18 protein-coding genes, 1 tRNA gene and 1 pseudogene are annotated in these 24,906 nt (G+C 73.0%); 17 read left to right on the top strand and 3 right to left on the bottom strand.

Annotated elements, in window-relative coordinates; genetic code table 11:
* Nucleotides 1–92: 92 nt before the first annotated feature.
* The gene (locus ACHZ99_RS18085; protein ID WP_420305630.1) at nt 93–563 is read right to left on the bottom strand and encodes a TM2 domain-containing protein; all 471 of its coding nucleotides are present in this window, start codon (nt 561–563) and stop codon (nt 93–95) included.
* A 385-nt stretch (nt 564–948) separates the two neighbouring features.
* Between ACHZ99_RS18085 and topA the strand changes: the two genes are divergently transcribed.
* Both topA and tmk read left to right on the top strand, forming a co-directional pair.
* Nucleotides 949–3,801 carry a type I DNA topoisomerase gene (topA, locus tag ACHZ99_RS18090; protein ID WP_420305631.1) on the top strand — a complete coding sequence of 951 codons (2,853 nt, stop codon included), beginning with the start codon at nt 949–951 and terminating at the stop codon, nt 3,799–3,801.
* A 279-nt stretch (nt 3,802–4,080) separates the two neighbouring features.
* The gene (gene tmk / locus ACHZ99_RS18095; RefSeq protein ID WP_420305632.1) at nt 4,081–7,026 is read left to right on the top strand and encodes a dTMP kinase; all 2,946 of its coding nucleotides are present in this window, start codon (nt 4,081–4,083) and stop codon (nt 7,024–7,026) included.
* A 482-nt stretch (nt 7,027–7,508) separates the two neighbouring features.
* Here the strand turns inward: tmk and ACHZ99_RS18100 are convergent, their stop codons facing one another.
* A complete protein-coding gene (locus tag ACHZ99_RS18100) occupies nt 7,509–8,015 on the bottom strand; it encodes a 2,4'-dihydroxyacetophenone dioxygenase family protein (protein WP_420305633.1) in 507 nt (168 codons plus the stop codon).
* A gap of 204 nt (nt 8,016–8,219) precedes the next feature.
* Here ACHZ99_RS18100 and ACHZ99_RS18105 point away from each other — a divergent pair, with 204 nt between their 5' ends.
* The 9 genes from ACHZ99_RS18105 (at nt 8,220) to ACHZ99_RS18145 (ending at nt 15,956) form a co-directional block, all read left to right on the top strand.
* A complete protein-coding gene (locus ACHZ99_RS18105; RefSeq protein WP_420305634.1) occupies nt 8,220–9,164 on the top strand; it encodes a LysR family transcriptional regulator in 945 nt (314 codons plus the stop codon).
* A 155-nt stretch (nt 9,165–9,319) separates the two neighbouring features.
* Entirely contained in the window at nt 9,320–10,090 is a 771-nt protein-coding gene (locus tag ACHZ99_RS18110) for an SDR family oxidoreductase (protein WP_420305635.1), read from the top strand.
* A gap of 49 nt (nt 10,091–10,139) precedes the next feature.
* Nucleotides 10,140–10,796, top strand: coding sequence for an RraA family protein (locus ACHZ99_RS18115; RefSeq protein WP_420305636.1), 657 nt, complete (start codon nt 10,140–10,142; stop codon nt 10,794–10,796).
* 91 nt (nt 10,797–10,887) lie between these two features.
* The gene (locus tag ACHZ99_RS18120; protein ID WP_420305637.1) at nt 10,888–11,844 is read left to right on the top strand and encodes a sugar kinase; all 957 of its coding nucleotides are present in this window, start codon (nt 10,888–10,890) and stop codon (nt 11,842–11,844) included.
* A gap of 22 nt (nt 11,845–11,866) precedes the next feature.
* Nucleotides 11,867–13,012 (top strand): ABC transporter substrate-binding protein, encoded by a 1,146-nt coding sequence (locus ACHZ99_RS18125; RefSeq protein WP_420305638.1) that lies wholly within the window; start codon nt 11,867–11,869, stop codon nt 13,010–13,012.
* Nucleotides 13,000–13,908 carry an ABC transporter permease gene (locus ACHZ99_RS18130; RefSeq protein WP_420305639.1) on the top strand — a complete coding sequence of 303 codons (909 nt, stop codon included), beginning with the start codon at nt 13,000–13,002 and terminating at the stop codon, nt 13,906–13,908. The genes ACHZ99_RS18125 and ACHZ99_RS18130 overlap by 13 nt, the downstream gene beginning before the upstream one ends.
* The gene (locus ACHZ99_RS18135) at nt 13,908–14,810 is read left to right on the top strand and encodes an ABC transporter permease (protein WP_420305640.1); all 903 of its coding nucleotides are present in this window, start codon (nt 13,908–13,910) and stop codon (nt 14,808–14,810) included. Before ACHZ99_RS18130 ends, ACHZ99_RS18135 begins: the two co-directional genes overlap by 1 nt.
* Complete coding sequence (locus ACHZ99_RS18140) at nt 14,807–15,631, top strand: ABC transporter ATP-binding protein (RefSeq protein ID WP_420305641.1); 825 nt, start codon at nt 14,807–14,809, stop codon at nt 15,629–15,631. The genes ACHZ99_RS18135 and ACHZ99_RS18140 overlap by 4 nt, the downstream gene beginning before the upstream one ends.
* Nucleotides 15,600–15,956, top strand: a complete 357-nt coding sequence (locus tag ACHZ99_RS18145; RefSeq protein ID WP_420305642.1) for a hypothetical protein — start codon at nt 15,600–15,602, stop codon at nt 15,954–15,956. The genes ACHZ99_RS18140 and ACHZ99_RS18145 overlap by 32 nt, the downstream gene beginning before the upstream one ends.
* Nucleotides 15,957–16,049: 93 nt before the next feature.
* Here the strand turns inward: ACHZ99_RS18145 and ACHZ99_RS18150 are convergent, their stop codons facing one another.
* Nucleotides 16,050–17,462 carry a mandelate racemase/muconate lactonizing enzyme family protein gene (locus tag ACHZ99_RS18150; protein WP_420305643.1) on the bottom strand — a complete coding sequence of 471 codons (1,413 nt, stop codon included), beginning with the start codon at nt 17,460–17,462 and terminating at the stop codon, nt 16,050–16,052.
* Nucleotides 17,463–17,706: 244 nt separating this feature from the next.
* Between ACHZ99_RS18150 and ACHZ99_RS18155 the strand changes: the two genes are divergently transcribed.
* The 6 genes and pseudogenes from ACHZ99_RS18155 to ACHZ99_RS18180 form a co-directional block, all read left to right on the top strand.
* Complete coding sequence (locus ACHZ99_RS18155; protein ID WP_420305644.1) at nt 17,707–18,984, top strand: mannonate dehydratase; 1,278 nt, start codon at nt 17,707–17,709, stop codon at nt 18,982–18,984.
* Between the two features lie 282 nt (nt 18,985–19,266).
* Complete coding sequence (gene groEL, locus ACHZ99_RS18160; protein WP_420305645.1) at nt 19,267–20,781, top strand: chaperonin GroEL; 1,515 nt, start codon at nt 19,267–19,269, stop codon at nt 20,779–20,781.
* A 76-nt stretch (nt 20,782–20,857) separates the two neighbouring features.
* Nucleotides 20,858–22,180, top strand: coding sequence for a DNA polymerase III subunit delta' (locus tag ACHZ99_RS18165; RefSeq protein ID WP_420305646.1), 1,323 nt, complete (start codon nt 20,858–20,860; stop codon nt 22,178–22,180).
* A gap of 79 nt (nt 22,181–22,259) precedes the next feature.
* Nucleotides 22,260–23,864 (top strand): alpha/beta hydrolase, encoded by a 1,605-nt coding sequence (locus ACHZ99_RS18170; RefSeq protein WP_420305647.1) that lies wholly within the window; start codon nt 22,260–22,262, stop codon nt 23,862–23,864.
* Between the two features lie 92 nt (nt 23,865–23,956).
* A tRNA-Thr gene (locus tag ACHZ99_RS18175) sits at nt 23,957–24,033 on the top strand.
* 69 nt (nt 24,034–24,102) lie between these two features.
* A pseudogene (locus ACHZ99_RS18180) lies at nt 24,103–24,754 on the top strand (transposase); the annotation flags it as partial.
* Nucleotides 24,755–24,906 lie beyond the last annotated feature (152 nt).

A 24,906-nucleotide genomic window follows, 5' to 3' on the forward strand; every position in this document is an offset into this window, starting at 1 on the left:
CCGTCGGGGTCGCGGTACCCGCCGTCTCCGGTCGCGGGGAAACGGGAGACGGCGGGTCCGGGTGCCCCGGGGACGCCGGAGGACCGACGACGTCAGGAGCGGAGGACGCGGCCCTTGGCATCGGTCTTGTCGTCGCTGACGAGGATCATGATGCCGTCGATCAGAGCCCAGATGCCGACGCCGCCGCAGGTGAGGAGCTGGGCGATGGCCATGCCGGTGTGCCCGGTGTAGAAGCGGCCGATGCCCAGCGTGCCGATGAAGAGCTGCAGCACGCCCGCGACGATCTTGGACTTGTCGGAGTAGGGGCGGCCGTGCGGGTCGTACCCGTACGGGGCGTTCGGGTCGTAGCCGCCGGCCGCCGCGGCCGGGGCCTGCGGGAGGCCGCCGGGCTGGGCGCCCGGGTAGCCGTAGCCGGGCTGCTGGCCGGGCTGCTGCGCGTACGGGTTCTGGTTCGGGTCCTGCTGGCCGTACTGCGGATAGCCGTAACCCGGCTGACCCGGCTGACCCGGCTGGCCCTGCTGTCCGGGCTGCTGGCCGTAAGGGTTCTGATTCGGATCGGACACTGGTACGTCCCCCCGGTCGGATGTCTGGAGTGGTGGGCTCCGAACCGGTCTCGCGACACGGCTCGGACGCCCATACTCCCATCTGTAGTACTGGACGTTGTCAAGGGGCTGCGCGATACAGACCGCGGCGACCGGAATGTGCCCTGTGCGGGAGCTAGGCGGCTTGTCGGGTTACCGTTCGAGTGGCGCCCCGGGTTTTAGCCGCTTGACACGGGGGCGGGTTGTACCGTCACACTCCGCAGCAACGCCCAGCACAGCGACGTACGACCGCACAGCCACCCACAAGAGTGCCCACAAGGCCACCGATATCGACCCCCGGCAAGATCGCCGCGAATCCCCCCACCAGATCGCTGCCAGCTTCCGACCGGAGAAGAGAGAGCTGAAGTTGTCCGCCACCAGCAAGTCCCGCCGACTCGTCATCGTGGAGTCGTCTACCAAGGCGAAGACGATCAAGGGCTATCTGGGCCCCGGCTACGAGGTCGAGGCGAGCGTCGGGCACATCCGCGATCTCCCGAACGGCGCCGCCGAGGTGCCGGCCAAATACAAGGGAGAGCCCTGGGCGCGGCTCGGGGTGAATGTCGATCATGACTTCGAGCCGCTGTATGTGGTGAACAGCGACAAGAAGCAACAGGTCAGCAAGTTGAAGAAACTGCTGGCCGAGTCGGACGAGCTGTATCTCGCGACGGACGAGGACCGCGAGGGCGAGGCGATCGCCTGGCATCTGCTGGAGGTGCTGAAGCCCAAGGTGCCGGTGCACCGGATGGTCTTCCACGAGATCACCAAGGACGCGATCCGCCAGGCCGTCGCCAACCCGCGGGCGCTGGACAAGAAGCTCGTCGACGCCCAGGAGACGCGCCGCATCCTCGACCGGCTGTACGGGTACGAGGTCTCGCCGGTGCTGTGGAAGAAGGTCATGCCCCGGCTGTCGGCCGGCCGGGTGCAGTCCGTCGCCACCCGCCTCGTCGTCGAGCGGGAGCGCGAGCGCATCGCGTTCCGCTCCGCCGAGTACTGGGACCTGGCCGGCGTCTTCTCCACCGGCCGGGCCGGCGACGCCACCGACCCGCGCAACTTCGGCGCCAAGCTCTCCGCCGTCGACGGCCGGCGCATCGCCCAGGGCCGTGACTTCGGCCCGGACGGGCTGCTCAAGAGCGGCTCGGCCGAGGTGCTGCATCTCAGTGAAGAGAACGCCCGCGCGCTGGCCGCCGCGCTCCAGGGCGCGTCGTTCGCGGTACGGAGCGTGGAGGCGAAGCCGTACCGGCGTTCGCCGTCCGCCCCGTTCCGTACCACGACCATGCAGCAGGAGGCGTCCCGCAAGCTGGGCCTCGGCGCCAAGGCCACCATGCAGGTGGCGCAGCGGCTGTACGAGAACGGCTTCATCTCCTATATGAGGACCGACTCCACCACGCTGTCGGACACCGCGGTCGCCGCCGCCCGGGCGCAGGTCACGCAGCTGTACGGCAGCGACTACCTGCCGGACCGGCCGCGCATCTACGCGGGCAAGGTCAAGAACGCCCAGGAGGCGCACGAGGCGATCCGCCCCTCCGGCGACCGCTTCCGCACGCCGGCGGAGACGGGGCTGACCGGCACCGAGTTCCGGCTGTACGAGCTGATCTGGATGCGTACGGTCGCGTCGCAGATGAAGGACGCCACCGGGCAGTCGGTGACGGTGAAGCTGGGCGGCGCCTCCGCGGCCGGAGGCGGGGAGTGGAACGGGCGGGACGCCGAGTTCACCGCGTCCGGCCGGGTCATCACCTTCCACGGCTTCATGAAGGCGTACGTCGAGGGCTCCGACGACCCCTCCGCCGACCTCGACAACCGCGACCGGCCGCTGCCGCAGCTCGCCGAGGGCGACCGGCTGACCGCCGAGGAGATCACCGCGGACGGGCACGCCACCAAGCCGCCCGCCCGCTACACCGAGGCGACGCTGGTCAAGGAGCTGGAGGAGCGGGAGATCGGCCGCCCGTCCACGTACGCCTCGATCATCGGCACGATCCTGGACCGCGGCTACGTCTTCAAGAAGGGCACGGCCCTGGTGCCGTCCTTCCTCTCCTTCGCGGTCGTCGGCCTGATGGAGAAGCACTTCGGGCGCTACATCGACTACGACTTCACCGCCAAGATGGAGGACGACCTCGACCGCATCGCGCGCGGCGAGGCCGAGGCGGTGCCGTGGCTGCGGCGCTTCTACTTCGGCACGGACGACGTGGCCACCGCGGTCGGGGAGCGGGCCGGCGCCGACCACCTCGCGGGGCTGAAGGAGCTGGTCACCGACCTGGGCGCGATCGACGCCCGGGAGGTCTCCACGTTCCCGGTGGGCGAGGGGATCGTGCTGCGCGTCGGCCGCTACGGGCCGTACGTGGAGCGCGGCGAGCGGGACACCGAGGACCACCGGCGCGCGGACGTGCCGGACTCGCTGCCGCCGGACGAGCTGACCGTCGAGCTGGCCGAGGAGCTGCTCGCCAAGCCCAGCGGGGCGTACGAGCTGGGCACCGACCCGGACAGCGGGCACGAGATCGTTGCCAAGGACGGGCGCTACGGGCCGTACGTGACCGAGGTGCTGCCCGAGGGCACGCCGAAGACCGGCAAGAACGCGGTGAAGCCGCGCACGGCGTCGCTGTTCAAGTCGATGTCCCTGGACACGGTGACGCTGGCGGACGCGCTGAAGCTGCTGTCGCTGCCGCGGGTGGTGGGCACCGACCCGGAGAGCGGCACGGAGATCACCGCGCAGAACGGGCGCTTCGGCCCGTACCTGAAGAAGGGCACGGACTCGCGCTCGCTCCAGAGCGAGGAGCAGATCTTCACGGTGACGCTGGAAGAGGCGCTGGCGCTCTACGCCCAGCCCAAGCAGCGCGGGCGGGCCGCGGCGAAGCCGCCGCTGAAGGAGCTGGGCGAGGACCCGGCGAGCGGGAAGCCGGTGGTGGTCAAGGACGGGCGCTTCGGGCCGTACGTGACGGACGGCGAGACGAACGCGACGCTGCGGCGCGGCGACGAACCGGAGTCGATCACGCCGGAGCGCGGGTTCGAGCTGCTGGCGGAGAAGCGGGCGAAGGGGCCGGCGAAGAAGACCGCGAAGAAGACGGCGGCGAAGAAGGCCCCCGCGAAGAAGGCTCCCGCGAAGAAGGCGCCGGCCAAGAAGGCGGCCGCGAAGAAGACGGCGGCGAAGAAGACGGCCGCGGCGAAGAAGGCGACGACGAAGAAGTCGGTGTCGGCGAAGGCGGACGTGCCGGACGACGAGGCATAGGGGGTCTGGGGGCAGAGCCTCCGGGATCTTCTCGCTTCCGGCCCCGTCGGACCCGGCGTCGGTTGTCCGGGGCGGAGCCTCCGGCTCCTTACGACCTCCGTTCCCGGCGGATCCGCCCGGGGGTCCACGCCTGTGCGTACGGCTTGCGAGCCCCGCTTCCCTGCCCGGAGGGCGCCCCGCGGAGGCCGCGGATTGTCCACAACCGGCCGGTAATCCACAGAACCGGGCAAGTGTTCGTGCGGAGCTCGCCGGTCCGGCTCGTCCCGCTAGGCTGACGACATGCGAGCCGACCAGCCCACGACAGCGCCGGACCCCACCGAGAGCCTTGTCGCGGACTCGCGCGAGCGCGCCCTACGGGCGCTGTTGCGCGTGCCGTCACTGAGGCGGATGTGGGGCGCCCATCTCACCAGTGCCACCGCGGACGCGCTGGCGCTGCTCGTGCTCGTGCTGCTCGCGCTCCAGGCGGGGCTCGCGGCCGAGTCGTTCGGCGGCGGCTATCGCGGCGCCGCGGTCACGGTCAGCGTGGTCCTCGCGATCCGCCTGCTGTCGACGGTCGTCTTCGGCGCGGTGCTGCTGGGCCCGCTCGGGTCGCTGCTCTCCGGGTCCGGGGCGCTGGACCGGCGCTGGACGATGGTCGGCGCGGACGTGGTGCGCGCGGGGCTGCTCATCGTCGCCCCGCTGTGGATCGACTGGACGCCGGACTCCGCGCTGACCTGGATCCTCGTCACCGTCTTCGCCGTCGGCGCGGCCGAGCGGGTGTGGGTCGTCGCCAAGGACAGCGTCGCCCCCGCGCTGCTGCCCGCGCCGCCGCCCGAGGGCGCGGCGATAAGGCCGCTGCCCGACCACGGCGCCGCGCTGCGCCGCCTGTCGCTGCGCACGGGGTACGGGGCACTGCCGCTCGGCGCCGCCGCGCTGCTGGTCACCGCGTGGATCGGCCGGCTGCTGGGCTCCTGGTTCGACTGGTTCGACGGGCACCCGGGCGCGGTCGGCTCCTACCTGGCCGCCGGGCTCTTCGCGGCGTCGGTCTCGGTGCTGTTCTTCATGGAGCTGCCGGACGGCGGGGCGCGGGCCCGCTCGCCGCTGGAGGGCCTGCGCCGGCCGCGCGGCCCGGAGAGCGGCCCGGACCGGGGGCGTACCGGCGCGATCGGGCTGCTGGTCGCCGCCTGCGCGGCCGCGGCCGCCGCGGTCGCCGCGTCCGTGGCCCTCGCCGTCCTCCAGGCGCAGGAGGCGTACGACATCGACGGCACCATCGCGTACGCGCTGCTGGTGCTGGCCGTCACCGCCGGGCCGGTGCTCGGCGTGCGGACCGCGCCGCGGGTGCTGCCCGCGCTGTCGCGGCGCCGGCTGCTGGCGCTGGCCGTCGGCGTCACCGGGGTCGGGCTGCTGCTCGTCGGCCTGGTGGCCGACGCGGCGACCGGGGTGCTGTGCGCGCTGCTGGCCGGGACCGCGGCGGGCGTCGCCGCCGCCACCGGGCACGCGCTGCTGGAGCAGGAGACCGAGGACGCCCGCAGGCCCCGCCTCGTCGACCATCTGCACGCCGTCTCGCGGGTGGCCGTCGCGCTCGCGCTGATCGGCGCGCCGCTGCTCGCCGCCGCCATCGGCCGGCACCGGCTGGAGGCGGGCGACCTGGTCTTCGCGCACGGCGGCGCCGCCTTCACGTACATGCTGGCGGGCGCGCTGCTGCTGCCGGTGGCCGTGCTGGTGCTGGTGCGCACCGACGACCGGCAGGGCGTGCCGCTCCGGGTCGACCTGCGGCAGGCGATGCGCGGCGCGGACCCGGCGGAGGCGCTGTCGCCGAGCGGGTTCTTCATCGCCGTCGAGGGCGGCGACGGAGCCGGGAAGTCCACCCAGGTCGAGGCGCTGGCGCAGTGGATCAGGGACAAGGGCCACGAGGTCGTCGTCACCCGCGAGCCCGGCGCCACCTCCATCGGGCAGCGGCTGCGCTCCATCCTGCTGGACGTCTCCACCGCCGGGATCTCGCACCGCGCGGAGGCCCTGCTGTACGCCGCGGACCGCGCCGAGCACGTGGACGGCCTGGTCCGGCCCGCGCTGGAGCGCGGCGCGGTAGTCATCACCGACCGGTACATCGACTCCTCCGTCGCGTACCAGGGCGGCGGGCGCGAGCTGGCGCCGACCGAGGTGGCCCGCATCAACCGCTGGGCCACGGGCGGGCTGGTGCCGCAGCTGACGGTGCTGCTCGACATCGCGCCGGAGACGGCGCGGGAGCGGTTCACCGAGGCGCCGGACCGGCTGGAGTCGGAGCCGCCGGAGTTCCACGAGCGGGTGCGCGCCGGATTCCTGGCGCTGGCCGCCGCGGACCCGGGGCGCTATCTGGTGGTCGACGCCGGCCAGGACCCCGCGGTCGTGACCACCGCGGTGCGGCACCGGCTGGACCAGGTCCTCCCGCTGTCCGCGCAGGAGGTGCGCGCGCAGGAGGAGGCCCGCCGCAAGGCCGAGGAGGAGCGCAAGCGCCGGGAGGCCGAGGAGGCCGCGCGCAGGGCCGAGGAGGAGCGGCTGGAGCGGGAGCGGCAGGAGCAGCTGGAGCGGCTGCGGCGCGAGGAGGAGGAGCGCAAGCGGCGCGAGATCGAGGAGGCCAAGCGGCTGGAGGCCGAGCGCGAGGCCGAGCTGGCCCGGCAGCGCGCGGAGGAGGCCCGCCGCCAGGCGGAGGAGGAGCGCGAGCGCCGGGAGGCGGAGGAGGCCGCCCGCCGCGCCGAGGAGGAGCGGGTCCGCCGGCAGGCCGAGGAGGAGGCGCGGCTGCGCCAGGAGGCCGAGGAGCGCCGCAAGGAGAAGCAGCGCAAGGCGGAGGAGGCGCTGCTGCGCGCGGAGCAGGAGCGGCTGGCGGCGGAGGCGGCGGCCGCGGAGGCCGCGGCCGCGGCGCCGAACGACACCACGCAGCCGCTGCCGGTCACCGGCGCGGACGGCTCGGACGGATCCGACGGCTCGGACAGCGCGGACGGCTCGGACGACGCGGACATGCAGGAGACGTCCCAGCTGCCGCGGGTCGTCCCGGACGAGGCGGAGACCCGCGTCATACCGCAGGTCCCGGACCCGGACGCGGAGGAGACCCTCCAGGTCCCCCAGGTCCCGGCCCCGGAGGACCCCGACCCCCGCCGCCGCGCCCGCCCGGAGTGGGCGGAGGAGACCCCGCTGGACGACCTCCCGACGCTGGCCGACGAACTGCTCGGCCCGCGCACGGAGGAAGACCACGACGACCGCCACCGCTGACCCCCTGCGGGGGGGGCGGCGGATGGCGTGGGGCACGCCGGCGCCGGTCGGGCCGGGGTGCTCTGCCGGGCGCGGCGGCTGAGGGAGAAGCGGGACGAGGAGAGCGCCGTGAAGCCCCCGGCGTACGCGGCGCTCCGCGCCGCCGGTGGCTTCCGCCGGTGGCTTCCGCCGGTGGCTTCCGCCGGTGGCTGGCGTCCGTGACGTAGGTGCCGCTGCGACCGTGGTCGTGTAGGCGACGTACGCGCCGTTACGGCAGCGGCGTACGTGCGTTGGCGACATTCGTGTGTCCGTGGCGTAGGCGCACCGGCGGCGCGACGGGTGTCCGCGGCCTACGTTCGGACCCGGCCTCCGGGCCCCGGCCCCCGGCCTCCGGCGCCGCCACGGCCGTGGCGCGTCGACCCGGCCGCCTCCAGGCCCACGACGCCGCGTCCCCCGCCGCGCCGTCCCGCCCCGCTGCACCCCGCCGCGCCGCCCGCAGGGCGTCAGCGGATGAACTGCTCCACGTACCCCGCCCCCAGCCCGTTGCCCGCGTAGTGCGCGCGGGCCATGTCGATCTTGGTGAACACGTCCTCGTACCCGGTGTTCCGGTTCTCCTCGTCCAGGTAGACCATCGCGCCGCTGATGTTGAAGAACGTCACCATCTCCGCGCAGTCCTCCGGCACCGCCAGCGTGTGGATCTCGCCCGGCGGCTCGTAGACGAAGTGCCCCTCCTCGGCCACCCACGGGTGCTCGTAGTAGTGCCACTTGCCCTTGATCACGTATCCGAAGACCGCGCCCGGGTGCCGGTGCCGGGAGACGATGCCGGCCGCGGTGACCTTCAACAGGTTGCACCACTGGCCCGTCACCGTATTGAAGAGCAGCGGCCGGAACCACACGTTGGGGGCCTGCGGCACCCACACGCGTTCGTCCTCCGGGACGGCGGCGACGGCGAGTTCGGGCGGCAGCGACGTGGTCGCCGCGACGACGGCGGGGGCTACTTCATTGGCCATCCTCCAACGAAGCCACTCCGTCCGAATGCTGGTCAAGGGCCGACTTTCGAATAGCGGCATTCGCGGGGCGGATATGGCTGTCACGAGCATTACGCGCTGCACGACTGTTGCCCCCGGGTAGTCCGCAACTTAGCCTGAGGACGGCTGTTGATCACTGGTGTTTGGGCTGGAAGACGCGCTGATTCGGTGCGGGGTGAGGGCTGGATGTTGAACCCGGATGTCAGGCTGGAATGGTTCGTCTCGTTCCTCGCGGTCATCGAAACCGGGAGCTTCGTCGCCGCCGCGGAGTCCACAAAGCGCTCCCAGCCCCGGGTCAGCATGCACGTCGCCGCGCTGGAGCGGGAGATCGGCCTGCCGCTCTTCGACCGCCGCAAGCGGCCTGTGGAGCTGACCGAGGCCGGCGTCGTCCTCGCCGACCACGCCCACGAGATCCTCCGCGCGCTGGAGTCCGCCGAGGCCGCCATGGCCCCCTGGCGCAGCGGCGCCCGCGGCGTGGTGACGCTCGGGTCGTACCCGAGCGCGAGCGCCGCGTTCGTGCCCGCCCTGTTGCAGGACCTGGCGCGGATGAGTCCCGAGGTGCGGGTGGTGCTGGTGGAGCGGTCGACGCTGGAGCTGGACGACGCCCTCACCTCCGGCGCCGTCGACGTCTACCTGCGCCCGATGTCGCCCCCGCCGTCCTCCGCCTCCGTGCGCAGCCGGCTGCTGTGGGGCGAGTCCCTGGTCGCCATCCACCCCAGCGAGCACCCGCTGTCCGAGGTGCCCGACCCGCTGCCCGTCGACGCCGTCGCCGAGCACCCGATCGTCTCGATCGGCCGGCTCGACGCCCCGGAGACCCCGGACTTCGAGACGTACCGGACCTTCCGCGACTGCGGCCACGAGATCGAGCCCGTGCAGGCCACCAACCAGCCGCAGACGCTGGTGTCGATGGTCCGCCAGGGCATCGGGGTCGGCGTGACCAACTCGCTGGCCGCCCAGGTCGCGGAGGTCGACGGCGTCCGCGTACGGCGGCTGAAGGGCGCCCCGGAGCGGCGCGTGGCGGTCTGCTGGGACTCCTCGCGCCCGCTCACGCCGTCGGCCCGTACGCTGCTGCGCGCCATCGTCCGGGCCCGGATCCCGGCCGGCACCCACGCGGTGCCCGCCGCGGTGTGAGACGGCCGTGCATACGCCTGCGTCCGCCGCGGCCCGGCACATCAGCTTTGCGAATACTGTCATAAGCGATTCAGTCTTAACGCCCCAGCAGACGGCTTCTAATGTTTGCGTTGCCGGAACCATGCACGGCTGGGACCGAAGAAGGGAGAGGGGCGTTGACGGAGGAGTCTGATTCCCGGACCGGGGATCTGCGCGGCCGTTGTGCGCTCATTACGGGAGCGGGCAGCGGAATCGGGCGCGCGGTCGCGCTCGGACTCGCCGCCGTCGGCGCCGACTTGGTATTGCTGTCGGAGCGCGACAATCTCGATCCGGTGGCCCAAGAGGCCAAGGAATTGGGTGCTTCCGTCACTCGCGTGCACGTCGACCTCACCGATGCGGGGGCCCGCAGAGGTGAGATCCGCAGCCTCGTCGAGAGATTCGACCTGGACATTCTGGTCAACAATTCGGGGCTCATTCGCCGGGCCCCGGCCGCGGAATTCCAGGACGCCGACTGGTATGACGTCGTGGAGTTGAACCTGCACGCCGCATTCGAGCTGACCCGGGCCATCGGCGCGGGGATGCTGGAGCGCGGTCACGGCAAGGTCATCAACATCGCGTCGGTGCTCAGCTTTCAGGGCGGGATGTACGTCCCGTCGTACACGTCGAGCAAGCACGCCCTGGTCGGGCTGACCCGTGCGCTGGCCAACGAGTGGGCCGGCCGCGGCGTCAACGTCAACGCCGTCGCGCCCGGCTACATCGACACCGCCGTGACCTCGGAGCTGCGCGCCGACGGCATCCGCAGCAGCGAGATCCTCGCCCGCATCCCGGCCGGCCGGTGGGGCCGCCCCGCCGACATCGCCGGACCCGTGGTGTTCCTCGCCTCCCCCGCCGCCGACTACGTCCACGGCCATGTGCTGGCCGTGGACGGCGGCTGGCTGTCGCGTTGAGCCCGCGCCGCGACACGCAACGCACGTACCAGATCGGAGCCAACACGAGATGACGACGACCACCATCCCGCCGGAGACCATCGCGGCCTTCCACGGCATAGCCACCGCCTCGGTGGCGGACGCGGTGGAGCAGAAGGGCGTACGGGGCTACCTCACCGGGGGCATCAGAGCGATGCTGCCCGGGAAGCTGGTGGGCCCCGCGGTGACGGTGCAGGAGGTGCCCGCCCAGGTGTCGGAGCCGCCCACGCACGCGCTGCGCGCCATCGACGAGTCGGACCCGGGCAGCGTCATCTGCATCGCCGCGGGCGGCGCCGACGTCGCCGTGTGGGGCGGGCTGATGGCGGCCGGCGCCGTCGCGAACAAGATCGCCGGCGCGGTCCTGGACGCGGCCGTACGGGACGTCGAGGAGATCCGCCGCGACTACCCCGAACTCCCCATCTACGCCCGCGGCGCCGTCCCGGCCACCACCGTCGGCCGCTACCGGACCGTCTCGCTCAACGAGCCGGTCGAGGTCGGCGGCGTGGCCGTCAGCCCCGGCGACCTGATCGTCGCCGACAGCGACGGCGTCGTCTGCGTGCCGCGGGAGCTGGTCGCCGAGGTGCTGGAGATGGCCACCGACATCGAGAAGCGGGAGCGCGAGCAGACCCGGCTCATCCGCGAGTCCGGCTCGTTGCAGGGCGGGCTGGAGAAGTACCAGCGGATCTGACGGCGGCCGGCGGCGACGACGGCCGGGACCGGGACGACCGGGACCCCGGGACGCCCGGGGCGACCGGGACCAAGAGAACGAACAGGACGACATGGACCAGGACATCCTCGCGATCGGCGAGCCGCTGCTGGAGTTCAACGCCCGCGCCGAGGCCGGCCGGGAGCCGGTCGGGCCGGACGACGACTTCGCCGTCGGCTTCGGCGGCGACTCGTCGAACTTCGCCGTGGCCGCGCAGCGCTCCGGCGCGCGCACCGGGTACGTCACCCGCATCGGCGACGACGACTTCGGCGACGCCCTGCTGCGGCTGTGGCGGCGGGAGGGCGTCGGCACCGACCACGTCGTCCGGGAGGCCGGCGGGCGTACCGGGATCTACTTCATCTCCCGTACGCCCGAGGCCAGCAGGTTCACGTACTACCGCGCGGACTCGCCGGCCAGCCGGCTCGCCCCGGCCGACGTGCCGGCCGGGGCGGTCGCGCGGGCCCGCCTGCTGCACGTCACCGGGATCACCCAGGCGATCAGCGCCTCCGCCTGCGACGCGGCGTTTCACGCCATGGAACTGGCCCGCGCCGGCGGCACGCTGATCAGCTACGACCCCAACTACCGCCCCGCGCTCTGGCCCGTCGAACGGGCCCGCGCGGTGGTCATGCGCAGCGTGGAGCTGTGCGACGTGGCGCTGCCGAACCTGGAGGAGGGCAGGCTGCTCACCGGCCTGCACGAGCCCCGGGAGGTCCTCGACGCCTTCGTGCGCCGCGGCCCCGGCATCGTCGTACTCAAGATGGGCGACCAGGGCGCCCTGCTGGCCCACGAGGGCACCGTGACCCGCATTCCGCCCCACCAGGTGCGGGCCGTCGACCCCTCCGGGGCCGGCGACACCTTCGACGGCGCGTTCGCGGCCCGGCTCCTGGAGGGTGCCGTACCGCGTGAGGCGGCCCGCTACGCGGCCGTCGCCGCCGCGCTGACCACCACCGGACCGGGAGCGGTCCTGCCGATTCCGCGCTCGACCGCGGTGGAGGCGCTGCTCCCCGGCGCTCCCACACCAGCCCCGTAGCCGTACGGATCAGGAGAGACTCATGTTTCGCGCAACACGTCACATAGCCGTGGCGGCGGCTTGTTCGGGAGCCCTGCTGCTCGCCGCCTGCGGCGGCGACTCGACCGTGGACGACGACGTCAGCGGTACCGGCGGCGGAGGCGGACCCGAGCCGACCAAGCTCTCCGCCGGATACGTCTCCGCCATCGACCAGATCGGCCTGCCGGCCGGCGTCGAGGCGGGGTACTTCGACGAGCAGAACCTCAACGTGACGCTCAAGGAGCCCTACCCCACCGGCGTGGACGCGCTGAACGCGCTGCAGGCCGGCGAGGTCGACGTGATCCAGGTCGGCACCCCGGCCATCGCCGCCGCCCAGAAGGGCATCGACCTCGTACTCGTCGGCAACTACACCGGCTCGTCCACGCAGCGCAGCATCGACGAGACGATGGCCGTGGTCGCCGGCGGCGACTCCGGCGTCGACGGCGAGGACCTGTCGACCCTGCGCGGCAAGCGCATCGGCGTCTCCGAGGGCTCCATCAACCACCTCTACCTGCTGGGCCTGCTGGAGGAGGCCGGGCTGAAGACCGGCGACGTCGAAATCGTCAACACCGCGCCGCCGGACATGGCGGTCGCGCTGGAGACCGGCGGCATCGACGCCGGGATCGTCTGGGACCCGTGGCCGATCACGATGACCGAGCAGGTCGACGGCGCCGAGGAGGTGCTGCGCGGCGGCGGCTACATCCCGTTCGTCGGCTACTCCGTCACCACGCGCGAGTACGCCGAGCAGAACCCGGACGTCGTCGAGCGGTACCTCACCGCCCGCGCGCAGACCGACCAGTGGATGCGCGAGAACCCCGACGACGCCGCCGACTCGGCCACCCGCTGGCTGCCGGGCACCGAGAAGAAGGTCGCCCAGGAGGCCATGCAGTACAACATCAAGCAGCTCGACCCGCGCTTCTCCGCCTGCAACTACCTGGCGCTCGACACCCTCGCCGGCCTGCTGGCCGAACAGGGCAACGTCGAGGAGGGCTTCGACGTCAACAAGTACTTCCAGCCCAAGCCGATCCTCAAGGTGATGAAGGACAACCCCGACCTCTTCGCCGACCTGCCGCCCGTCCCGGACGCCGCGGCGATCGACGGCGGGTACGTCTTCGAGCGCGACGCGGCCGCGGAGGCATGCCCCTCGTGAGCACACCTCCTACTGAGAAGCAGGCCACGGCCGCGGCCGCCCCCGCCAAGGGGCGGCCGCGGCCGGCCGGGCGACCGCCGGGAAAGGCGCGCGGGCGCAAGCGCGGCGCGGCCAACACCCCGGCCGCCCGCGCGGTCTCCGCCCTGTGGTTCCTGACTCCGCTCGCGCTGCTCGTCGTGGTGTGGCTGGTGGCCGTCGCGGTCACCGATCCGCCGCTACGCGTCTTCCCCCAGGTCGGCGACGTGATCTCGGCGCTGGGCGACATGTGGTCCAGCGGCGATCTCTTCGACCACCTCGGCGCGAGCCTGCGCCGGATGGCCGTCGGCGCGGTGATCGCCATCGCCACGGCCCTGCCGTTCGGCATCGCGCTCGGCTCCAGCGCCGCGCTGTCCGCGTTCTTCTCGCCCCTGCTGCGGTTCTCCGTGGCGCTCGCGGGCATCGCGTGGATCCCGGTCGCCACCCTGTGGTTCGGCTACGGCGACAAGGCCGTGATCTTCATCGTGTGGAACGCGATGTTCTTCGCGATCACGTACAACGCGATGCTCGGCGTCCGGCAGATCCCGACCCAGCTGCTGCGCGCCGCGCGCAGCATGGGCACCACCCGGCTGCGGATGTTCTGGGAGGTGCTGCTGCCCGGCGCGCTGCCCAGCGTCGTCACCGGCCTGCGGGTCGGGCTCGGCTACGGCTGGCGCGGGCTGGTCGCCGCCGAGATCATCGCGAGCAACGCGGGCCTCGGCTACGCCCTCTTCCAGGCGCAGAAGTACTTCCAGACCGACGTGATCATCGCCTCGATGGTCATCATCGGCGTGCTCTGGCTGCTGATGGACCGGCTGCTGCTGGCCCCGCTGGAGAAGCGCACGGTGGAGCGCTGGGGCATGACGAAGGCGGGGAGCTGATGTCCTCGAACACGGCTGACACGGCCGACACGGTGAAGTCCGTACGGGGCCCCGCGGGTCGTACGCCCCGCAAGCCCGGCGCGCGCCCGGGGGTCGTGCGCGCCCGGAAGGTCTGGCTCTGGCTCACCCGCCGCCCCTCGTTCCGCACCCTCGGCCCGTTCGTGCCGGTCGTCGCGCTGTGGTGGCTGGTGGCGGAGCTGGGCGTCTTCGACGAGGCGTTCTTCGTCGGCCCGCCGCGGGTGGTCGAGGAGTTCGCCGACCTGATGGAGAAGGGCATCCTGCCCGGCTACCTCACGGACTCGCTGACGCGGCTCGCGTACGGCGTCGGCTTCGGCCTCGCCATCGGGCTGCCGATGGGCTTCGTGGTGGCGATGTTCGCCAAGGTGCGCCGGTTCTTCTGGCCGATCCTGCTCTTCTTCCAGGCGGTCGCCGACATCGCCTGGCTGCCGATCGTGATCGTGTGGTTCGGCTTCAGCCTGACCGCGGTCACCTTCGTGATCGTCTACACGATCGTCTTTCCGCTGATGCTGAGCGTCGTCGCGGGCGTGGAGCAGGTGCCGCGCGAGCTGCTGCGCGCCGCGCGCAGCCTCGGCGCGGGCCGTACGCGGGTGTTCTTCGAGGTCATCCTCCCGGGCGCGCTGCCGTCCGTGGCGGGCGGCGTCCGCACCGGGCTCGGCTACGGCTGGCGGGCCCTGGTCGCCGCCGAGATCATCGTCGGCACCAGCGGCGTCGGTTTCATGATGTTCGACGCCCGCCGGGTGGGCGACATCAGCCAGGTGTTCCTGGGCATGGCAGTGCTGGGAATCCTGTGGTACGCGCTCGACGCCATGGTCCTGGCGCCCTTCGAGCGAGCCACCGTCGAACGGTGGGGCATGGTACGGAGTTTGGAGGCCGACGGATGACGGCGCTGGAGATCACCGGACTGCACAAGAACTACGTCGACGCGTACAGCGGCGAGGAGGTCACCGCCATCGGCGACGTCTCGTTCAGCGTGGACGAGGGCGAGTTCGTCTCCGTGCTCGGCCCGAGCGGCTGCGGCAAGACCACGGTGCTGAACATCGTCGCCGGCTTCGTGAACCTCACGGACGGCTCGGTCGTCGTCGACGGCCAGGCGGTCGGCGGCCCCGGCCCGGACCGCGGCGTGGTGTTCCAGAGCCACGCCCTCTTCCCGTGGAAGACGGTCCTCGGCAACGTGGTCTTCGGGCTGCGCATGAAGGGCGTGCCGCGCGCCGAACGGGACGCGAAGGGCAAGGAGTTCCTGGAGCTGGTCGGGCTCGCCGGCTTCGAGCACAAGTACCCGCACGAGCTGTCCGGCGGCATGCAGCAGCGCCTGGGCGTGGCCCGGGTGCTGGCCAACGAGCCGGCCGTGATGCTGATGGACGAGCCGTTCGCCAGCATCGACGCCCAGACGCGGCGCAAGTTGCAGGAGGACCTGACCCGCATCTTCGAGAAGCGGCACCCGACGGTCTTCTTCGTCACCCACGACGTCGACGAGGCGGTGTTCCTCTCCGACCGGGTGGTGGTGCTGTCCAAGCGGCCGAGCCGGGTGCGGGAGATCGTCACGGTCGACCTGCCGCGGCCGCGCGAGTGGCGTACGACGGTGGAGCTGCCGGAGTTCCGGGAGCTGGCGAACCGGGTCAACGAGCTGCTCGTGGACGACGAGGCGGCGGACGGTCCGGGAGGTGGGAACGATGGCGGCGACACGGCAGTCGCTGGCGTCTAGGACGCTGCGCAGCCCCACGATCCGCCGGCTGCTCATCCTGGTGCTGCTCATCGTCGCGTACCAGGTGTGGCTGACGGTCCAGGCGGGCGGCAAGGTCGACCCGGCGGTGGGTGACGAGCGCGACATGCGCGGACGCTTCTCCGCCGACGTCGAGCTGGGCTTCCCCCCGGAGCGCTACCACATCCTGAAGATGCAGAAGCACGGCCGCATCGCCGGCACGGACGGCAACGTCGTGCACCTGCGCGGGGTGGCGCCGGCCGGGGTGGACGCGCTGGCGCGCGAGTACTGGATCGAGCGCATCGTGCCGCCGGAGGACGAGCGCTAGGCCGGGCGGCGCCCGCCGGAAAGGCCGGAGCCCGTACGCACCCTCCTGGTCGGGTGCGTACGGGCTCCTTCGGTGCCGGGGCCGCCTCGCGGCTCAGCTCCAGGTGCGGTCCCAGGCGGGGCTGTCGCTCCACTCCTTCGTCGGGGCGAACAGCTTCTCGCCCTTGGCGAGGTGCTTGGACATCTCCTTCTCGTCCAGCTCCACACCCAGGCCGGGCGCGTCGGTCAGGTGGTAGAAGCCGTCCTTCAGCAGCGGCTCACCGCCCTTGATGAGGTCGTTCCAGAACTTCACGTCGCTGGCGTGGTACTCCAGGCAGACGAAGTTCTCGGTGGCGGCGGCGATGTGCGCGCTGGCCATCGCGCCGATCGGCGAGCCCGCGTAGTGCAGCGGCATCGCCATGCCCTTCTCGCGCGCGTAGTCGCCGATGCGCTTGGTCTCCAGGATGCCGCCGGCGGTCGCCGGGTCCGGCTGGACCAGGTCGACGGCGCCTTCGTCGACGAGCGTACGGAACGACTCCAGGCCGTACATGTCCTCGCCGGTCATCGTGGGCACGTTGACGGCCCTCGTGATCTCCTTCCAGTCGTCGGTGCGGAACCACGGCACCAGGTCCTCCAGCCAGGCGAGGTTGTACCGCTCGAAGCGGTTCGCCAGCCGGATCGCGGTGTTGACGTCGAAGTGGCCGAAGTGGTCCATGCCCATCGGGATGTCGTAGCCGACGGCGTCGCGCACCGCCTCCACGTACTCCGCCATGGCGTCCAGGCCCTTGTCGGTGATCTGCACCATGGTGAGCCCGTGCTCGGTCATGCCGTAGCCGCCGGGCGTGCCGTCGTACTGCTGCAGGTTGTCGTTCCACAGGCTCTTGCCGACGACCGCGCCCTCCACGTCCTGCACGATTTCCAGACCGAGGTCCATCTTGAGGAACGTGAACCCCATCTCGACGCGCTCCTTCATGCGCTGCGCGTACTCGCCCGGGTCCGAGGACTCGGTGGTGTCGGTGTAGAGGCGTATCTTTCTGCGGTACGCGCCGCCGAGCATCTGGAACACCGGCACGCCGTACGCCTTGCCCGCCAGATCCCACAGCGCCATCTCGACACCCGAGACGCCGCCGCCGCGGCGGCCGTGGTTGCCGAACTGCTTGAGGCGTTTGAAGAGCATTTCGACGCTGCACGGGTTCTCGCCGAGGAGTCTGCCCTTCAGCTCCAGCGCGTAGCGCTTGTCCGCGTCGTCGCGTACCTCACCCCAGCCGGAGATGCCCTGGTTGGTGTCGATGCGGACGATTGGGCTGGTGAACGGCACGCCGTCCAGGACCGCCACCCGCAGATCCGTGATCTTCAGCTTGCTCGGCTTCGAGGCCCGGCTGACTTTCTGGGTGAGGAACTCGACCTGTTCCTCGGCGGGGCGGAATGCGAGTGCGCCGAGCCCGAGACCGCCCACGGCGGTGGCCGCCCCGAGTCCCAGGATGTTGCGCCTGGAACGGGTGGCGGGGCCGTTCTCGGATTCCTGCATATGAGGGTCCTCCAAAAGGATTCGGGAATTCTGCGGGATCACCCTAGGTCCGGTGCCGGAGAGTGTGGGAGCGATTCCACCCGGTAGTTTCCGTATGCATTCATCAGGAAGGCGAATGAGTGCAGGAAGACGGCTGGATTCGCTTCGCGAATGGACGTATCCGCAACTCGCCCTTAACGGAGGGGGATCCGGGTACGTACGCTGCGCGCACCAGCCGGCAGCGCACAGAAGGCGAAGGTGACGCATGGAATCCCCCGCGCACGACGGCAGTTCCCGCCGCTCCTTTCTCAAACGCGGCTCGACGGCGGCCGCCGCCGCCGCGATCGGCGCCTCGGCCGGTGCCGCCGGCCCGGCGTTCGCCGCGCCGGGCGGACCGGGTGCCCCCGGCGGCGGGCCGGGCGGGCCGGGCGGCGGCAACGCCCCGTTCCCGCGGCTGAACTGGCCCGGCGACGTCCGCGAAGGCCCCGACACCCCCAAGCTCTGCCAGTGGATGTCCCGCAACCCCGACGAGGCCACCGTCCGCCGCTGGCGGCAGGCCGGCATCACCGGCGCCCTCGTCACCGACGTCCCCGACGTGCCCTGGGACGCCGCCGAACTGCGCGCGGACCGCGAGCGCGTCGAGGACCTGGGCATGCACGTGACCGCGTACCTCATCAGCGCCCCCGACGCGGTGGTGCGCGGCGAGGACGGCCGCGACGAGGCCATCGAGGACATCAAGACCTCGCTGCGGGCGGCGGGCGAGGCCGGCATCGGCGTCGTCGAGTACAACTGGTACGTCCACCGGCTGAAGGAGGGCTACTACGAGGAGATCGACGAGACCGACCGCATCGGCGCCGGCTACACGGCCTTCGACCTCGATCACGAGGTGGACGGCGTCAAGGTCCGCGACCTCCCCCGCCCCGACGGCGTGCCCGCCTTCACCCGCGAGGAACTCTGGGACAACTACGAGCACTTCCTGCGCGAGGTCATGCCGGTCGCCGAGGAGGCGGGCGTGCGCATGGCCGTGCACCCCAACGACCCGCCCGCCGCGATCAGCCGCGGCAACCCGCAGATCATGGGGTCGGTCCAGGACTGGAAGCGGATGGTCGAGACCGTCGACAGCCCGTCGAACGGCATGACCGTGCACGCGGGCGTGACGGCCGAGGTCGGCTTCGACTCCGTCGACTTCCTGCGCTGGATGTGCCGCAAGGACCGGGTCAACCACATCCACTACCGCAACGTCCGCGTCGACAAGCCGCGGGTGAAGTACGCGGAGGTGTTCCCGGACACCGGCGAGACCGACATGTTCGGCTTCATGCGCCAGCTCGTCCGCGCCGGCTACGCCCGCGGCGTCCTCGCCGAGCACCCGCGCGCCAACGACTTCGACCGGGAGAACGGGTCGGACCAGAGCAACCAGTACAAGGACGTGGGCGGCGGCGGTCACGGCATGGAGCTCTACGACACCGGCTACGCGCGGGCCATGATGCAGGCCGCGCTGATCATGGAGCGGGGCCGGTTCGGGCGCGGCGACGACGAGGAGTGAGACGGGCGGTGAGCGGACTGCTCTACGAGGACGCGGCGCGGGCGGCGCTCCGCCGCGGCGTGGACGCGGTCGCGGACGCGGCCCGGGTCACCCTGGGACCGCGCGGGCGGCTGGTCGTGCTGGGCGGCGGTACGGGCCCGGGCCGGCCGGCGCCCGTACCGCCCGCCCGGCCGCCGGCCCCGACCGCTCCGGGCCGGCGGCGCACGGGGCGGGGCCGCGGGCGGCGGGGCCGGCGGTTCCGGCCGCGCCGCCGCCCCCGTCGCCACCCGCGACGGGGCCACCGTGGCGGACGCCGTCGCCGGCGCCGTCCGGCGCTCCGACCCGTACGCGCACCTCGGCGCCGCCCTCGTCCGCCAGGCCGCCGCCCGCACCCGCCGCGCCGCCGGCGACGGCACGACGACGACCGTCGTGCTCACCCAGGCGCTCTTCGCGGCCGGGCTGCGCGCGGTGACCGCCGGGGCCGAGCCCGTGGCGGTGCGGCGCGGCCTGGACGCCGCGGCGGCCGCGGCGGCCGCGCACCTGACGGCCACGGCGCGCGCGGTGACCGGCGAGGAGGACACCGCGCGGGTCGCCGCCGCGGCCGCCCGCGACCCGGCGCTGGGTGAGCTGGTCGCCCGCGCCTTCGCCAAGGCCGGGCCGAACGCGGCCATCTCAGTGGAAGAAGCGCATGTGGCGGGCGTGGAGCTGGAGTACGCGGACGGGCTGCGGCTGGACCGCGGCTTCCTCAGCCCGTTCATGATGACCCACCCCGAGCAGGGCACGGCGGTGCTGGAGGACCCGTACCTCCTGCTGCACCACGGACGGATCGACGGCCCCGGCGACCTGCTGCCGGTGCTGGAGCGGGTCGCGGCCACCGGCCGGCCGCTGCTGGTCGTCGCCGACTCCCTCCAGCAGGACGCGCTCGCGGCGCTGGTCGCCAACCGGCTGCGCGGCACCCTGCTCGCCGCGGCGGTCGCGGCGCCGGCGCTCGGCGCGCGGCGGCTCGCGCACCTGGAGGACCTGGCGGCGCTGACGGGGGCGGAGGTGGTGCTGCCGGAGAAGGGCATGCCGCTGCGCGCCGTGGGGCTGCCGGAGCTGGGGCGGGCGGAGCGGGTGGTCGTGACGAGGCGGACGACGACGGTGACGGGAGGGCCGGGGGCCGCCGGCGCGGTGGCGCGGCGGGTGGCGCACCTGGAGCACGCCCTGTCCGGGGCGGTGTCCGACGACGACCGGGAGGTGCTGGAGCTGCGGCTGGCCCGGCTGACGGGCGGGGTGGCGGTGCTGCGCGTCGGCGGCGCGACCGACCAGGAGCGGGCGGAGCGCAAGGAGCGCGTCGCGGGGGCGGTGGCGGCGGTACGGGCGGCGCTGGCGGACGGCGTCGCGCCGGGCGGCGGCACGGCCCTGGCCCAGGCGCGGGCCGCGGTGGACGAGCTGCCGGAGGGCCTGTCCCCCGACGAGCGGGCGGGCGCCCTGGCCGTACGGGCCGCGCTCACGGCCCCGCTGCGGCAGCTCGCCGGCAACGCCGGCGCGGACGGCGCGCGCGTGGCCGCCGAAGCGGACGGCCTCCCACCGGGGCACGGCTGGAACGCGGACACCGGCACGTACGGCGACCTCGCGGCGGCGGGCGTCCTCGACCCGGTGCGGGTGCCCCGTACCGCACTGGAGAACGCGGCGTCGGTGGCGGGGCTGATGCTGACCGCGGGCGCGCTGGTGGTCGACCGGGCGCCGCGCGACCCGGACGCGGTCAGCTGGCGCCGCCGAGGCCACGGCCACCACCACGGCCCCGGCCACGGACACGGTCACGGCCACGCCCACTGACCGAGGGCCGCCGGCCGGCGCCCGGCTGTCGGTGCGGTGCAGCACAATGGTCGGCGGGCGACGGAAGGACGGTGCCATGGCGGTGTGGGACGAGCTGGTGGGGCAGGAGCGGGTCGGCGAGCAGCTGGCCGCCGCCGCCCGCGCCGCCGACGCACGGGTCACCGCCGAGGCACGGGCCGCCACCGGATCCCCGGCCCCCGCCGACGCCCCGGCCACCGGCGCCGACGCCCCGGCCGCCGCCGGAGCCGCCGCCTCCGGGACCGCCGCGGACCCCCACCCCGCCGAGGCCGGCGACCTTCCCTCCCACTCCGCGATGACGCACGCCTGGCTGTTCACCGGCCCGCCGGGCGCCGGCCGGGCGACGGCGGCCCGCGCGTTCGCCGCCGCGCTCCAGTGCGTCAGCCCCGACCGCGCCACCGCCGGCCCGGGCTGCGGCTTCTGCGACGGCTGCCACACCGCCGTCGTCGGCACCCACGCCGACGTCGCCGTCGTCGCCACCGACCTCCTCACCATCGGCGTCAAGGAGACCCGCGAGCTGGTCCGCCGCGCCCAGCTCGCCCCCTCCGGCGGCCGCTGGCAGGTCATCGTCGTCGAGGACGCCGACCGCCTCACCGAAGGCGCCGGGAACGTGCTGCTGAAGGCCATCGAGGAGCCCGCCGCCCGCACGGTGTGGCTGCTGTGCGCGCCGTCCCTGGAGGACGTGCTGCCCACGATCCGCTCCCGCTGCCGGCACCTGTCCCTCAGCACCCCCGCCGTCGCGGCCGTCGCCGCCGTGCTCGTCCAGCGCGACGGGATCACCCCCGCCGTCGCCGAGTCCGCCGCCCGCGCCGCCCAGGGCCACCTCGACCGCGCCCGCCGCCTGGCCACCGACGACCGCGCCCGCGAGCGCCGCGCCGCGGTGCTGCGGATCCCGCTGCGCGTCGAGGACATCGGCGGCTGCCTGCGCGCCGCGCAGGAGCTGGTCGAGGTGGCGGCGGACGCGGCGAAGGAGCGGGCCGAGGAGACGGACGAGCAGGAGACGGAGGAGATGCGCACGGCGCTCGGCGCGCAGCCCGGCGGCCGGATGCCCCGCGGCACGGCGGGCGTGATGAAGGACCTCCAGGAGCGGCAGAAGCGCCGCGCGACGCGCAGCCAGCGCGACAGCCTCGACCTGGCCCTCACCGACCTCGCCGGCTTCTACCGGGACGTGCTCGCCCTCCAGCTGGGCGCGGTGGCCGACGTCTCGCTCCTCCCGTGCGCGGACGTGGGGGACGGGCTGCGGCGGATCGCGGAGAGCAGCGACGCGGAGACGACGCTGCGGCGGATCGACGCGATCATGGAGTGCCGGGACGCGCTGGAGCGGAACGTGGCGCCGTTGCTGGCGCTGGAGGCGATGACGGTGACGCTGCGCAAGCCGTAGCGGAGCAGCGGGGGCGCTTCACCCGTACGGGGCGAGGGCGACCCGGTGCGGGCCCCGCCCCGGCGGATACGCTCGGCGCATGGATTTCCGCAGCCTGTTCCGTACGGCCGCACCCGTCACCGCGCTGGCGCTGCTGATCGCCGCCGCCGGGTGCGACTCCGCCGGATCCGACGACGCCGGCACCGGCGGCAGCGGCGGCAGCGGCGGCGACGCCGCCCGCGCCGGCAGCGTCAGCAAGGTGCTCGAACCGCTCCCGGCGGAGATCCCCGCCGACCTCCGCCCGTACTACGAACAGAAACTGCGCTGGACCGACTGCACCACCGCCCCCGGCTTCGAGTGCGCCACCCTCCGCGTCCCGCTGGACTACGCCAGCCCCGGCGACGGCGAGGACGTGGAGCTGGCGGTGTCCCGCAAGCCGGCCGACACCCCCGGCGAGCGCCTCGGCTCACTCCACGTCAACCCGGGCGGCCCGGGCGCCTCGGCGCTCGAATTCCTCCAGAACTACGCCGGCGTCGACTACCCCGAGGAGGTCCGCGCGCGCTACGACATCGTGGCCGCGGACCCCCGCGGCGTGGGCGCCAGCCAGCCGGTGAAGTGCCTGACGGACGCCCAGTTCGAGGCGCACACCCAGCTCGACGCCACGCCCGACGACGCGCGCGAGGTCAAGGCCCTGACCACGTCCTTCGAGCGCTTCGCGCAGGGCTGCCAGCAGCGTACGGGCAAGCTCCTCGGCCACGTCTCGACCGAGGAGGCGGCCCGCGACATGGACGTCTTCCGCGCCGTCCTCGGCGACAAGAAGCTGACGTACGTCGGCGCCTCCTACGGCACCATGCTCGGCGCCACCTACGCGGGCCTGTTCCCGCAGCGCACCGGCCGCCTGGTCCTCGACGGCGCCATGGACCCCTCCCTCACCGCCCGGCAGCTGAACCTCGACCAGAACGCGGGCTTCACCACCGCCTTCGACGCCTTCGCCGAGGACTGCGTCACGCGCTCCGACTGCCCCCTCGGCACCGAGAGCGCCGAGGACGCGGGCAAGCAGCTCCGCGCGTTCCTCGACCGCCTCGACGCGAAGCCGGTCCCGACCGGCGAGAAGCGGAAGCTCGGCGAGCCGCTGGCGACGATGGGCGTGCTCATGGCGATGTACCAGGAGGCGTTCTGGCCCCAGCTGCGCGGCGCGCTCACGGACGCCATGGAGCGCGAGGACGGCGGCGGGCTGCTGGCGCTGGCGGACATGTACTACGAGCGCGAGCCGGACGGCTCGTACGGCAGCATGATGTACGGCTTCACCGCCGTGAACTGCATCGACCAGCCGGCCCCCTTCGACAGCCCGGCGGAGGTCGAGGAGCTGGTCCCCCAGTTCGAGGCGGACTCCCCGGTCTTCGGCCGAGACTTCGCCTGGGCGGCCCTCAACTGCGCTGACTGGCCGGTCGCCGCCACCGGCGAGGCCAACCGCATCGAGGCCCAGGGCACCCCGCCGATCCTGGTCGTCGGCACGACCCGCGACCCGGCGACCCCGTACGTGTGGGCCGAGAGCCTGGCGGCGCAGCTGGCGGAGGGCGTGCTGCTGACGTACGAGGGCGACGGCCACACGGCGTACCTCCGCGGCAGCGCCTGCATCGACGACGCGATCGACACCTTCCTCCTGGAGGGCACCCCGCCCGAAGACGGCAAACGCTGCACCTGACCCCCGCCCGGCCCCCGCCCCGAAACCGAGTGCAGAGGACCCCCGGGAACTGTGTAAACTTGTCGCCGTTGCCCGGGCCACGGCCGGGGCCCGCCGCCTTAGCTCAGACGGCCAGAGCGACGCACTCGTAATGCGTAGGTCAAGGGTTCGATTCCCTTAGGCGGCTCCACCAAAGGCCAGGTCACACATCCCGTGACCTGGCCTTTTGTATGCGCCATGGCTTGGCGTGCGACACGGCCGGGACGCCGCGAAGCCGCTTGCGTGCGCGATGCGTGAGCGGGCCTGTAATAAAAGGACGGCGCACGACCTGGCCGCTTGGGTCTACTTCGAGGACGAAGCCGGGCAGGGGCTGAGGCCGCCCAGGGGGCCAGCGCGGCCACACGCCCGTCGTGCGGGTAACCTCCGCCGGTGTCCGGCGGGTCTCGCTCACCGGACTGATCTGTACCAGACCCGCTCGGTGGTCCCGGCTGATCTCCCGTGTCCACATCGACTGCGGGCCCGCCAAGAATCGACGCAAGGGCTTCTCCGCGGCCGATTACGCCCGGCCTCCGGACGCCGCGCACCAGCAGCTCGGCGGCCCGGTCGTCTGGTTTGCGACAATCTCAACACCCACCGCAGCCGGGCCATGCGACACCTGATCGCGACCCGGTCATGGCTGACCGTCTTCCCACGGCCGTCCTACGCACCCGAACTCAACCCGATCGAGGGGCGTGTGGGCCCACCTGACGAGCTCCCTGGCCAACCTCACCAAGCAGGACATCGACCAGCTGACCGCCCTGGTGAAGAGCCGGCTCAAACGGATGCAGCACCGGACGGATCTCGTCGACGGCTTCCTCGCCAAGACCGGACTCGACCTCACACCGTGCAACCCAGCCATTAATGATCTCTAGCGGCGGCAGGTAACTCGCACGACCGCCGTCACGACGAGTCCGATTGCCGCCAGGAGGACCACCAGGAAGCCGACCACGAGTATGACCTCGGTCGCTCCGAGTCTTCCGAACATGCAGCCCCCACTTCGTCGACGGGGTCCAGTCTGCGCCGG

The sequence above is a fragment of the Streptomyces sp. MAR4 CNX-425 genome (assembly GCF_048656465.1).
In the GTDB taxonomy this organism is placed as follows: Bacteria; Actinomycetota; Actinomycetes; order Streptomycetales; family Streptomycetaceae; genus Streptomyces.